Origin of the sequence: Candidatus Arcticimaribacter forsetii (genome assembly GCF_910589745.1) — a bacterium.
Classification (GTDB): domain Bacteria; phylum Bacteroidota; class Bacteroidia; order Flavobacteriales; family Flavobacteriaceae; genus Arcticimaribacter; species Arcticimaribacter forsetii.
Genome location: NZ_OU342399.1, coordinates 923,558 through 936,541, shown reverse-complemented (window position 1 = coordinate 936,541; position 12,984 = coordinate 923,558). Strand labels below are relative to the sequence as shown.

14 protein-coding genes and 1 tRNA gene are annotated in these 12,984 nt (G+C 32.9%); 4 read left to right on the top strand and 11 right to left on the bottom strand.

The window, feature by feature from the left end; translation table 11 throughout:
- Positions 1–12: 12 nt before the first annotated feature.
- From guaB to NG655_RS04240, 6 genes are all read right to left on the bottom strand, one after another.
- On the bottom strand, positions 13–1,485 hold the full coding sequence (gene guaB, locus NG655_RS04265; RefSeq protein WP_252158106.1) for an IMP dehydrogenase: 1,473 nt from the start codon (positions 1,483–1,485) through the stop codon (positions 13–15).
- A 73-nt stretch (positions 1,486–1,558) separates the two neighbouring features.
- On the bottom strand, positions 1,559–2,041 hold the full coding sequence (locus NG655_RS04260; RefSeq protein ID WP_252158105.1) for a hypothetical protein: 483 nt from the start codon (positions 2,039–2,041) through the stop codon (positions 1,559–1,561).
- Positions 2,041–2,535: an FMN-binding protein gene (locus tag NG655_RS04255; RefSeq protein WP_252158104.1), complete on the bottom strand. Its 495-nt coding sequence runs from the start codon at positions 2,533–2,535 to the stop codon at positions 2,041–2,043. The genes NG655_RS04260 and NG655_RS04255 overlap by 1 nt, the downstream gene beginning before the upstream one ends.
- 109 nt (positions 2,536–2,644) lie before the next feature.
- Complete coding sequence (locus NG655_RS04250; RefSeq protein WP_252158103.1) at positions 2,645–3,820, bottom strand: porin; 1,176 nt, start codon at positions 3,818–3,820, stop codon at positions 2,645–2,647.
- 81 nt (positions 3,821–3,901) lie between these two features.
- Complete coding sequence (locus NG655_RS04245) at positions 3,902–4,756, bottom strand: beta/alpha barrel domain-containing protein (protein ID WP_252158102.1); 855 nt, start codon at positions 4,754–4,756, stop codon at positions 3,902–3,904.
- Between the two features lie 21 nt (positions 4,757–4,777).
- Positions 4,778–5,386: a LysE family translocator gene (locus NG655_RS04240; RefSeq protein ID WP_252158101.1), complete on the bottom strand. Its 609-nt coding sequence runs from the start codon at positions 5,384–5,386 to the stop codon at positions 4,778–4,780.
- A 77-nt stretch (positions 5,387–5,463) separates the two neighbouring features.
- On the opposite strand from NG655_RS04240, the gene NG655_RS04235 reads away from it, so the two are divergent.
- Genes NG655_RS04235 through NG655_RS04225 form a run of 3 tightly spaced genes read left to right on the top strand, consistent with a single transcriptional unit; the run spans position 5,464 to position 7,910 of the window.
- A complete protein-coding gene (locus NG655_RS04235) occupies positions 5,464–6,219 on the top strand; it encodes a DUF3050 domain-containing protein (RefSeq protein ID WP_252158100.1) in 756 nt (251 codons plus the stop codon).
- 18 nt (positions 6,220–6,237) lie between these two features.
- Positions 6,238–7,221 carry a M28 family metallopeptidase gene (locus tag NG655_RS04230; RefSeq protein WP_252158099.1) on the top strand — a complete coding sequence of 328 codons (984 nt, stop codon included), beginning with the start codon at positions 6,238–6,240 and terminating at the stop codon, positions 7,219–7,221.
- Between the two features lie 5 nt (positions 7,222–7,226).
- A complete protein-coding gene (locus NG655_RS04225; protein ID WP_252158098.1) occupies positions 7,227–7,910 on the top strand; it encodes a hypothetical protein in 684 nt (227 codons plus the stop codon).
- A gap of 86 nt (positions 7,911–7,996) precedes the next feature.
- On the opposite strand, the gene NG655_RS04220 is transcribed toward NG655_RS04225, so the two are convergent.
- Positions 7,997–8,512: a nuclear transport factor 2 family protein gene (locus NG655_RS04220; RefSeq protein ID WP_252158097.1), complete on the bottom strand. Its 516-nt coding sequence runs from the start codon at positions 8,510–8,512 to the stop codon at positions 7,997–7,999.
- A 175-nt stretch (positions 8,513–8,687) separates the two neighbouring features.
- On the opposite strand from NG655_RS04220, the gene NG655_RS04215 reads away from it, so the two are divergent.
- Positions 8,688–8,987, top strand: coding sequence for a 4a-hydroxytetrahydrobiopterin dehydratase (locus NG655_RS04215; protein ID WP_252158096.1), 300 nt, complete (start codon positions 8,688–8,690; stop codon positions 8,985–8,987).
- Positions 8,988–8,995: 8 nt separating this feature from the next.
- On the opposite strand, the gene NG655_RS04210 is transcribed toward NG655_RS04215, so the two are convergent.
- The 4 genes from NG655_RS04210 to NG655_RS04195 form a co-directional block, all read right to left on the bottom strand.
- On the bottom strand, positions 8,996–9,397 hold the full coding sequence (locus NG655_RS04210; RefSeq protein ID WP_252158095.1) for a DoxX family protein: 402 nt from the start codon (positions 9,395–9,397) through the stop codon (positions 8,996–8,998).
- A 141-nt stretch (positions 9,398–9,538) separates the two neighbouring features.
- Complete coding sequence (locus NG655_RS04205; RefSeq protein WP_252158094.1) at positions 9,539–10,225, bottom strand: hypothetical protein; 687 nt, start codon at positions 10,223–10,225, stop codon at positions 9,539–9,541.
- A gap of 63 nt (positions 10,226–10,288) precedes the next feature.
- On the bottom strand, positions 10,289–12,676 hold the full coding sequence (locus NG655_RS04200; RefSeq protein WP_252158093.1) for a TonB-dependent receptor: 2,388 nt from the start codon (positions 12,674–12,676) through the stop codon (positions 10,289–10,291).
- A gap of 208 nt (positions 12,677–12,884) precedes the next feature.
- Positions 12,885–12,960, bottom strand: a tRNA-His gene (locus NG655_RS04195).
- Positions 12,961–12,984: the final 24 nt, after the last annotated feature.

Genomic DNA, 12,984 nt, shown 5'->3' with positions numbered 1-12,984 from the left:
ATTACTAAGTTCCTATGGACTGTAGTTTGGTGCTTCTTTGGTAATCTGAATATTATGAGGATGACTTTCTCTAATTCCAGACGCAGTAAGCTGTACAAACTTTCCTTTCTCTTTGAGCATTTCTACATCAGATGCTCCACAATATCCCATACCAGCTTTTAAACCGCCTAAGAATTGGTGAATACTTTCAACAAGCTCCCCTTTATAAGGAACACGTCCTACAATACCCTCAGGAACTAGCTTTTTAATATCATCTTCAATATCTTGAAAGTAGCGGTCTTTACTTCCTTTATTCATAGCTTCAACAGAACCCATTCCTCGGTAAGATTTAAACTTTCTACCTTCAAAGATAATCGTTTCTCCAGGGGATTCTTTTGTTCCTGCTAACAAGCTTCCTAGCATAACACAAGAAGCTCCAGCTGCAATTGCCTTTGGAATATCACCTGTGTATCGAATTCCACCGTCGGCAATTATAGGAACCCCGCTTCCTTTAATAGCTTTAGATACCTGTAATACTGCAGACAATTGAGGGTAACCCACACCCGCAATAATTCGAGTTGTACAAATTGAACCCGGCCCAATTCCTACTTTAATAGCGTCAGCTCCTAGATCAACTAAATATTTAGCAGCTTCTCCTGTTGCAATATTTCCTACTACTACATCTAATTTCGGAAAACTAGCTTTAACCTCTTTTAAAACAGAAGCTACACCTTTAGTATGTCCGTGAGCTGTATCGATAACAATCGCATCTACTCCTGCTTTAACAAGTGCTGAAGTTCGTTCAACTGCATCTGCAGTGACACCAACAGCAGCTGCAACTCGCAGTCTCCCAAATTCATCTTTGTTCGCTATAGGCTTTGTAGTATGTTTCGTTATATCTCGGAACGTAATCAAACCTACAAGGTTTTGATCGTTATCTATAACAGGTAGTTTTTCAATTTTATGTTTCTGCAAAATTTCTTCTGCATCGGAAAGTGAGGTGCCTTCTTTAACCGTGATAAGATTTTTAGAAGTCATAACCTCAGTAATTGGTCTTTGATCGTTTTTTTCGAAACGCAAATCTCTGTTCGTTACAATACCGCTTAATTTCCCCTGTGCATCTACAATTGGAATTCCTCCAATTTTGTATTTCTTCATGTTTTCATTAGCATCCGCAACCAAAGCTGTGAGAGGAAGGATAACAGGGTCTAGAATCATACCTGACTCAGATCGTTTCACCATTCTAACTTTAGAAGCTTGCTCTTCAATGGTCATGTTTTTGTGTAAAACACCAATCCCACCTTCTCGTGCCATAGCAATTGCCATTTTACTTTCAGTTACTGTATCCATTGCTGCAGATACAATCGGAATATTCAAAGGGATGTTTTTAGAAAAATAGGAATTGATTTTTACATCACGTGGCAGAACATCAGAATACGCCGGGACTAAAAGTACATCGTCGTATGTTAAGCCTTGTTCTACAAATTTTGGATTGTCTTGAATCATAGCAACTATTTAGAAATTAGTTGCGAGCAAAATTAAGGAATTCTAAGCGTTTAATGTCTATAAACGCCCAGTTTTATTTCAAAAGATCCTTCATAACTACTAAAACACCCAGTATATAACTCAATGTCATTAATATTCCGGAAAAAATAACTACGTATGAAAAGAAGGAATATCCGAGCCAAAGCATATAAATTCCTCCAAAAGTTGTTAAAACGGAGATAAAAGGTTCAATTGTTAGAAATGATTTCAACCAAATAGACTGATCTGTTCCCCAAACTAAAATACCTAAAAGAAAAAAAATGAAGGATATCGACAAAATATGGGTGTGGATAATGGTGAGCATTTCACGTTTCCCTTTCTTGAATTTCATGGTAGTTGCCTCCGGGACGTCCTCGTTTCCATTATAATTTTCTACTACTCCTTTAGGGGTTGAACTTTCGGTTACTCTTACAAAATTAATTCCAGTAAAATACCCCACAGACAACGCAACCAAAAAAGCAACTAAAAAAAACTTAACCGGCTTTGGAAGACGAGCAATATAATTGTAATCAAACATTAAGGAGCAGCTGTTTCGGCTTCGAACCCTTTAAGAGATTGAAGAAAATGATTGATTGAGGAAGTCATCGATCGAACTGAAATCGTAGCTCCAGAAATGGGTACAATTTCCCCCCCATAACTTAGCTTTGAAGAGCTGTCTTTGGAAATAAATTGTGATAACCATCTTCTACTTCCAATTTCCCCTCCATAATCTTCTCTATAAACAAGAACTTTGGCCTTGATAATAACCAAGTCCTTATTTAGAAGAACTAAATATTCAAAGCTATCTGTTTTACTTGGAGCTGTTCCTATAAATGCATACCCAAGGAAGTCGTTTTGAGTATGAATTTCTAAAAATGAACTGTTCTGTAAAAAATTACAATTGGGAATTTCAAAGGTATTTTCTTCTAGATCAAAAGATTCTACAGCAAATGTTTTCTTAATTTCTTTTCGAACCTTTTTTCTAACACTTCCTACTTCTGTACTGTTTTCAACAGAAAACAATCCATTCATAAAAAATGTTGAAGTCAAACTTAAAAGGGTTAAAAATCGTATCATCACTGCAAATATAATTCGGGATATTTAATCTACAAAGTTTATTTAGATTAAGTTTAAATAAACTTTAGAACCACACCCCTACACCCATATTAAATTGACCATAAGTTGAGTTTGAAATACCTGTAGACTTCCATTGATAGTCTGCCTTGAAGACAGATCCAGGCGATAAATGGTAAGATAAACCAGTCGTCCATTCTTTTCTGTGAAATGCAGGATTTCTTATTAAATCTCCAGCTGTTGCAGAATGAGTATCGAAGTCTTCATAACGAACAAAACCTTCTAAACGTTGTTTATTAACTGCGGGCAATAAATTGTATGCCGCTTCTAAGTAGTACCCAGAAATTTCTTTTCCAAGATCCTTTCCTGTTAAAGTATTATATTCTCCCGTATCGGATAAGTTTGCTTGAATGATTTGAGTTCTAGCAGAAAACTGACCCACTCGGTATCGAGCATCAAACCCTAACATTGAAACCCCAACTGTGCTCCCTAAAATTCCTGCTTGATCATCAACCGCCTGTGTTCTACCAAAATATCCTGAAAGCCCAAGACGCAAACCTGGAATACCATAAAAATCTAGTTTTGAAGAAAAATTAAATTTATCAACTGTAGATTCAGCTCCCTTTTGACGTCCCCCTCTTAAACCTTTTTTGCCACTTAACACACCAGCGGTTCCATCATGAGATAAGAAACCGTTAAAAATATAGGCTTGATATCTCAATGCGGCAGAATCAATTCGCCCAGAAACCCCTATTCCAATTTCTCTCCATGTTGTTGGAACAATCGCATTATCTAAACTTGGACGTTCAACTCCATTAAACGTTGTAGGCTCGTGATATTCATTTATAATACCCATCGGAACCAACATCAAACCTGCACGTAAGTTTACACCAGGACTGAGGCTGTAGTTAACAAATGCTTGTTCTACATAAACCTCTTTAACATGTTCAAATTCAATTTCAGTTACGAACTGAACTCTTTCATTAAATTTATATCCAAATAAAAGAACCAAACGTTGAACATCTAACTCTCCATTTAAGTTATCGGGCTGGTTGTATAAAATCTCTCCATAACCCCCTAAAGTAACTCCCTGTGGAATTGCAGATAGATTTGATAAAATTCTTTGATAGCCATTTATTTGAACCTGAGAAGTAGGAACACTATCAAGCTTAATAATTTGATTTTGTTGTGCTGATACAAAAGAAAAAAACAAGAAAGCAAAGAAAGAAAGAAAAATTCTCATTGTGTTTATTTAGATTCATTAAAAATAAGACTGCAAATATATATTACAGAAATTGAAAGACAAAGCTTATTTAGAATAAATTTAAATAAAAGTTTTAAGTGATTGGTTATAGGAGTATTCAAACTTAATGGGATCGATTTTTAAATCAATTTTCTGCTTATTAAAATAAGAAATCAATTTTTCGGTAGGTAGATTTCCTGTTAAATGATCGCTAGCCATAGGACATCCTCCAAAACCTTTTATGGCAGTATCAAATCGAAAACAACCGGAATCATGAGCAGCTTTTATTTTCAAAAAAGCATTTTCAGGTTTTGTATGAAAATGTGCTCCTATTTCTACCTCTGGATATTGAATCAAAGCGGTTTTAAATATCTGACCTATATCGTTTGTTTTTGCGGTCCCAATGGTGTCCGATAGTGATATAATTTTAATCCCTTTTTGCACTAAAAGTTCTATCCAATCCATTAAGATTTTTATAGACCAAGGATCTCCATATGGATTTCCAAAACCCATAGATAGATAAACTACTAGTTGCTTTCCATTTTTTTTACACAGCGTAATTAATTCATCAACTAACAAAACCGCTTGATTTCTTGTCTTGTGTGTGTTTCGCATTTGAAAGTTCTCTGAAACTGAAAGTGGGAATCCTAAATAGGTTACTTTTTCTTGTTTCACCGCTTCTTCTGCTCCCCTTAAGTTTGCTACTATGACCAATAATTTAGAACTACTTTTCGAAATATCGATCCCTTCAAGAACTTCTGCAGTATCACTCATTTGTGGTATTGCTTTAGGAGAAACAAAACTTCCAACATCCAAAACATCAAACCCTACAGAAAGCAATGACTGTATATATTTAATTTTTGAGGGGGTCGGAATCCAATGTTTATGACCTTGCATAGCGTCTCGAGGACATTCAACAAGTACAAGATTTTTCATAATTCAAAGATACACTTTTGTCTATAACAAAAGATAAATTGCAATCCCAACCAGAAGAATCCCTTGTAAAAAATTAAGCCAATAACGTATCTTGGAATTTTTTAAAAAGAATTCGGATAGTTTAGAAGCTGTAAGGGAAACAAAAGTAAATACAAGAGCAGCCTGAAGAATAAAAAGAGTTCCTAGAATCAGGTATTGTTCAGCGTCTGTTAGTGTATTATCAAATAAAAAAGCTGGGAAAAAAAACCAGAAAAAAAGAGTAACCTTAGGGTTTAACAAATTCATCAAAAGTCCTTTCATAAAAATATTAAGTCCTTTTTTTTTGCCAATCTTTTGAAATTTTAATTCTTGATTTAGATTTCTAAAAATTTGAAAAGCAATGTATACAAAATACAAGGCACCAATTACTTTAATTATAGAAATTAGATTCGGATAGACGGTTATAAACTGTCCCCAGCCCAACACAAGAATTAGGGTATGGAACGGGAGCCCACACACTAAACCAGCCGACAACAACAAACCTGATCTAGAGCCCTTTGAAACGCTCTCGCTTATGACTAACAAAATGTCTGGACCTGGAGCAAATGTTAATGCTAGAGAGGCAGCAACAAAAGAAAAAAGTAGTTCCATATATTAAATACTAGGTTTATTTTTTTTTCAAATAAAAGGATTCAAAGTATATTTGCATAAAATAATTTAAGAGCATAATGATAGACCGAATTGAAAATGAAATTGAGACTCTAAAGTTACAATTAATTGACCATCCATTATACAAAATGATGGATAGAAAAGAAGACATTCAAATCTTCATGGAACACCATGTTTATGCGGTTTGGGACTTCATGTCTTTGGTGAAAAAATTACAATTGGACCTCACGACCACTTCTCTACCCTGGGTTCCAAATAAAATGCCCTTTGCAGGAAGATTAATTAACGAAATTGTTTGGGGAGAAGAAACTGACATCAATAAAGATGGTATTGCAATGTCTCACTTTGAAATGTATATGCAATCGATGGATCAAGTAGGTGCTTCGACTTCATCCATATCAAAATTTTTGAATGAAATTGAAAAATTTGATACCATCCAAGATCACATCAACTCAGCTGATCTTCCTGATTTTATTAAAAACTTTCTACTTTTTACTTTTGATGTAATTGAATCTGACAAAACACACGTTATTGCAGCCGTTTTTACTTTCGGCCGGGAAGATTTAATTCCAGACATGTTTATCGAAATGGTAAAAACAATTAATAATGAACCAAATCTAGATTTAAGCCACTTGATTTATTATCTTGAGCGTCATATTGAAGTAGACTCTGGTGAACACGGACCTATGGCTCTAAAAATGATCCAAGAATTGTGTGGTGATGACCCCGTTAAATGGGACGAAGCTTTAGAAGCATCTAAAACTGCACTAAACCATAGAATTTCTTTGTGGAACGGAATTGCTTCTTTAATTTAATCAAAAAAAACAAACTACATGAAATCACTTTATTTACTTACATTCCTCTTTTGTGCAAGTTTAACATTTGCTCAAAATACGGAATCTGATGCCTATTCGACCTCTATTGAAGCAGAAGACTTAAGACAATTGTTATATGTGTATGCCTCTGATTTCTTTCAAGGAAGAGAAACTGGCGCGTTGGGACAAAAAAGAGCCGTTACCTTTCTTAAAGAATTTTATCAAGCAAGAGGAATCAAAGCTGGTGAAGGAAGTGAAGACTATTTTCAAAAAATGACTCTCAACATCAAAGACAAAGAGGTTCAAACAGAAAATGTAATCGCTATTATTGAAGGTTCTGAAAAACCGGAGGAGTATCTAGTAATTTCTTCTCATTTAGATCACATTGGAATCCATGACGGGGAAATAAATAATGGAGCGGATGATGATGGTTCCGGAACTGTCAGCTTATTAGAAATTGCTGAAGCATTTCAATTAGCCGTTGAAGCCGGAAAAGGACCAAAAAGATCCATTATATTTTTACATGTAACAGGAGAAGAAAAAGGATTACTTGGATCTAAATACTACACCGACAATCCGTTGTATCCATTAGAAAATACCATTGCAAATCTAAACATTGATATGGTAGGAAGAACAGATCCAAAAAGAGTAAACGACAATCCAAATTACATCTACTTAATTGGTTCAGATCGATTGAGTATGGAACTTCATGAAATTTCTGAAGAAGTAAATAAAGCTACTGTAAACATCGATCTAGATTATACTTACAATGCACACGATGATAAAAATCGTTTTTACTTTAGAAGTGACCACTATAACTTTGCTAAAAACAATATTCCTGTAATTTTTTATTTTAATGGAACTCATGCTGACTACCACAGACCTACTGATACCGTTGAAAAAATTGAGTATGACTTAATGGAAACTAGAGCAAGGCTAATTTTCGCAACTGCATGGGAGTTAGCGAATCGCGAAGAACGAATTAAATTAATTGAACAATAGAAATTATGAATTTAAAGAAAATCTTACTGATTTGTTTTTCATCTTTTTGTTTCTTTTCCTTTGGTCAAGAACAAGTAAAAAATGAACTGGATCAAGAAATTGAAACAGACTCTATAGAAGCATATAAGGTGAAACGAATATCTGCAGGAATAAAATTAGGAATCCCTAATATTGCAGGATTATCATTAGAAGGAATTACACCACTACTAGGGAACAGAATTGCACCTTATGTTGATTACAGTTCATTCCCTGTAAATACAGATGAAACAGAAGTTGATCTAAAATACACAGAGTTTGGATCAAACTTTTATTTTGGAGATGAAGGAAAAGGGTTTTACACTGGAATTGGTTTTGGAACTCTAAACACAAACATAACCTTCAACGACATTCAATTCGAAGAAAATGGAAATCGTGGAAGAGGTACAGGCTCAATTTTAACTAAAATTAATACAACTAATATAAAATTGGGTATTAAAACTGGGGGACGTATATATTTCCGTTTAGAAGTTGGGTATGGGATTGGAACCATTCCCGAAAACATTACTGTAAACGGTACATTTACCTTTACGGATGAATTTGGAAATACCCAGACCGAATCAGGCTCAGAAATCGAAGAATTTCCCTCTATTCCTGGAGTCAACAAAAACGGTGTTCTTGTAGGAAACTTTGGATTTGGAGTTTCTTTTTAAACACAATACAAATAAATCGAAAAACGCCTCTAAACCATTAGAGGCGTTTTTGTTTAAATAACTTTTAAAAAGACAATTGTTCTGTGTTACTCCATAGAGGTATCATCCTCTGACTCTACAACTTCTTCTTGAGTTAAAGAAGCCATTAAACCTCCAGCATCGAAGTAATCACCTCCCCCGATTATTAAGCCCTCTTTAAAATCAAATGTGTGGTAGGTTACAAGTTCCCATGACTTTCCAGTATCGGTATGAATTCCAGACCATTTGCCATAAGTCCTTACACTACCATCAGCTAAACCAGTATCTGGAGACACCCCTGGCAACCAGTTATCAGCCGTATACGTCACATCTTCCATAAGATCATGCCACCCTTTAAGATAAGCGCCATATTGTTCTTTATTAAGAATACCTCCTCCATGAAAAGCGGCTTGCCACTGCATATCTTCATGAACAAATGATATTTGAGTATCTAAATCATTCTCAGTACCTTGAAGTCTTAAGGTAGTTTGAGCAGTTTCTAGATTTTTAGCATAGTCTGGATGTGCTCCTGGCGTACAAGAGATAAAAAAACAAAGGAGAAAAATTAAAATTAATTTTTTCATAATAATATAGTTTTAAGGTTAATACACTCAAATATAGTTAATTATATTTAATAATTGCATTTTACAACTAATGATGGTGATGCTTTATAAATCGATTCGAAGAAATGAAAACTGTTTATTGATTAAATTTTGATGAATTGAAAAACTTAACTCTGAAAGATCCTAAACCTAGAATATGAAAGTATATAATAAAACAGAAACTGTAGAAGAGTTAAAAACTCTTAATTTAGAATGGGATTACAAAACAAATGAAATTTACAAACAATTTGTATTTGAAAGTTTCAAAAATGCACTAGACTTCATCAATCAAGTTGCTGAAATTGTTGAAGATTTAAACCACCATCCGAAGTGGACTAATTTGTACAATAAAGTCGATGTGTCCCTTACAACTAATGATTACAAAGGTGTTACAGAAAAAGACTTTGAACTGGCTCTAAAAATGGAAGAAGTATTTTCTAATTCTTCCGACTCATAAATATTATTTTAATTGTTAAAAGGCTGGGATAATAGAATTCCAAGAATCGAAAGAGTAAAATAAATAGCAAGTGTTTTTGCACCTTCGTAGTTTTTAGAAACACGTTGGCCAAATAACAGAATTAACAAGGCTAACGAGCCTATTACTAAACCAAGTTGGCTTGTATGATAGGATGAATTAAAAATAACGTCAAAAATTCCAACGACGCATAAAATTCCAGAAGCTACCTCCAAAATAGTGACCGAGATTAAAGCTAATTTAATCAATGGTTTAGAAAAAACGTTTCCTAATAAGCTATACAAAAAGCTGATATTACCACTGTAATCAATTACTTTATCTACACCACTTTGGATGTATACAATTGAAAAAAAAGCTAAAACGAGTAAGAGAGAAATTTTTTCTGGAGACATAATTCAAAGTTAATCTTTTTTGTCTAATAAAAGATTTAAAGACTGTCAGCTTACTCTAATTGATTAATTTATGAAGTTGAATTAATAAAAAAGGTCAACTTTATGTTAATAAGATTGACCTTTTTTTTAAGTTAAGTCAATTTACTGTTTTCTCTTTAAAATCTCAACTTCAAAATCTCTTACCTCCTCAATAGCACCTCGCTCTTGGATTAGCTTAATAAATTTACTAGACTTTTCAAGTTTATCGTATAGCATAAGATGGTCATCTCTATCTTTTCCTGTTACAACAACCCAATGTGTAGCTCCATTAACTCTTCCAATATCATAAGTTCCAAAACCTACAACTCTACCTTGAAAATCATCACTAAATGATTTAACAATTTTGTCATGTGCATTTTTGAACTGACCTTGATTTTCAACCTTTAAATCCCATATATGAACAGAAGGGTTTTTTTGAGTATCACCTTCCTGCCAACTTAAAATCCTTCCAGAACTTCCAGGTCCCCATTCTTCAATATAATTATTCATTTTAGACCAAAAAGCGTCATTTTTATCTGGATTTATTGCGCCTTCATCTACCATATCAATTCCTAGTGTACTCATCCAAACAATTCTGTGAGTCATCCCTTTAGTTCCTCCCAACCAAATACGTTCTAAAACTATACCTCCCTGATTTATTTTAACATCTTCATAAACTTTATCAAATGCTTTTAAAATATTGTCCTGAGTAAATTTTTTTGCTTTGAATTCAACGGCCGTAAATGCCATAGTTTGTGCTGTCATTGTAAATGTAGCTAGTAGAGCTACACTAAAAAATAATTTTTTCATAAAATTTAGTTTTTTGTTAATAGTAATAAACATACAAATATAAATTGCTAAAAGCAAGTTATTTTAGTTAGATCCAACGTTAATTCTCGAAGATTCCTCATTTTTACTAGATTCTTTTGTACTTAAATTTTGATTTCCAAAAATATAAACTGCTGAAAAAGTGAACTGAGGTGGCTTAAAATCTAAATCAAAAGATTGATTAAACTCGTTACTTGGATTATTTGTTTCAAATCTCCAGTTCTCCGTGTCAAGTAAATTATTTCCATTTAAGGTTAAGGTTAAAGACTTAAATTTTTTCTGAACGGCAAGGTTTAAAGCACCCCTTGGTAATGTTTCGCTTAGACCAAATATTGATCTAGAATTATAATACCCCCAGATTTGAAAACTAAAATCGTTTCCTAGTTCAAAATTGTTATTCAATGTAAATCTTACGCTTGAATTAGAATTACTGTATAAATATCCTTCTGTCTGGTGCTCTAAACTTGAATAAGTATAGGAAGAAAACATTCTTAAATTCCATATATCAAATGGATACATAGAATAACTTAATTGAAGATTAGCTGACTTTTGCTTATCAAGGTTTTGAGGGGTTATAGTTATAAATCCAGCATCATCTATTTGCGGTTGAAAATTTGCAATAACATTTTTTTCGACTGAGTATTGAGCTGTAATTAAAATATCTTTGTACCTATAACTCGTTTCTAAATTAGTTGTATAGGAGGGTTTTAATTGAACGTTTCCTTGAAATGCTTGATCAATATCTACAAAAAACGTAAATGGAGCTAAGTCGGTAAATGCAGGCCGGTTTATTCTTTTACTTACAGATAGATTTAAGTTATTTGAATCATTTATCTTGTAACCTAAGTACAGTGATGGAAAAAAATCTCCATAATTTCTCGATACTATTGTACTATTAATTGTCAAATCGTATATATCTGTGACTGTTTTTTCATATCTCATCCCTGTCTGTAAGGAAATTTTTTTGGATAAATCTAAATTTATTTGAGAATATGCAGCGAAAACATTTTCTTCCAGAAAACTTCGGTTAGAAAAACCGTTGAAAATATTTTGTTCACTTATTAAATCATTTTGATTAGTAAACTCATTATCTACTGCTTTAATCCCTGCTGAATACTTAAATCCATTTTTCAACTTTTTTTCAAAATCTAAAGTTAATACAGTAATATCGAAGGGTGATTGCTTCGTAGTGGTAAATATTAAATTATCGTCTTGGTTGATTAAATTAATATCATAACTTACAGGTTGATCATTTGAATATTTTAATCGATCAACATTAAAATTTAAAATGGTTTCTTCCTGGATAATATATTTTAAATAAGCTGAAATTTGAGCACTTTCCCATAAATTTTGCTCTCTCGTAAAATAAAAATCATTGTTAATATTATCATAAGAATGCATAGCTTTCTTTTCTTCTGTCATAGTATATTTATTTGAATATCCTACAACAGAAGTACCTAGTTCTATCTTTTCACTTAGGGTATAATCATATGAGAATCTTAAATTATGTACCGATCTCCTATTATCTCTTACTGCTTCTATTTTTGTTGAAATAATATTGTCTTCAAATGGAATGCTTCTTATTATTTCTCCTCTTATAGGAATATCCCTTATATTTCCTGAATAATTAAATGATATAGAATGCTTTTGATTTCGGACATTAAAATTTGAACCAATATTATTGGAAGGCTTTTTATCAGCATAAGAAGATGTAAATGTCAAGTTACCGTTATATCCTTCATCTAAGTTTTTTTTAAGTTCAATGTTTATAAACCCTGCATTCCCCTCGGCATCAAATTTTGAAGGGGGTGTAGTTATAAGTTCAATTGACTTTACATTTACAGCATTAAGACCATTCAAATATTGAATCAATGCTGACGAAGGCATATAGGTTAATTTTCCATTTATCATTACATTGACTCCGCCTTTTCCTAACATACTTAAACTTTCATTTTGACGATCAACTATTACTCCTGGAGTTCTCTCTAAAACATCTAAAATTGTTGAACCGGTGTTGCCAGCATCATCCTCCAGGTTAATAACAGTTCTATCAATTTTTTTTTCAATAGGAGATTTTTTACCTATTAAACTAATATCGTCTAGTGCAAATGCTTCGTCTTTTAGAATAATAATATCTAGTTTAATTGACTGACCATCTTGATTAATCGAAAATATATCAGAAACATATTGCTCAAAACCAATACTTAGAATTTTAACTTTAAAACTTCCAAATAATGAAGTTGAAATTTCAAAAAGCCCATCTTCTGTAGAGACACTTCCTCCTAAATTTTTCTCTGTTGTAGAATCAATTAAAAGAATATTACAATATGGAATAGGATTTTGGAAACTATCTAAAATTTTTCCAGAGATTAAAGACTGACCAAAAAATTTACCGGGTAATATCAATAAAAATAGTGCGAGAAAATTCTTCATTTTTAGTTGCTTTTTACAACTAATATAATTAAATAAAAAAATATAATTTCTTTTTATTTAAAAAACATCAATGATACAATTAGAAATATAAATTTGATTATTTTGGGACAGAAAATTAATAATTTAATAATTTAAACGGATATTAATATGATATCTCTAAATACATAGATGCCAAAAAAAAGAGACAGCGTTAACTGTCTCTTCATAAGGGTGGAAGATCGGTCTCGAACCGACGACCTCCTGAACCACAATCAGGCGCTCTAACCAACTGAGCTACAACCACCATTTGTGCGGCAAATTTAATACTT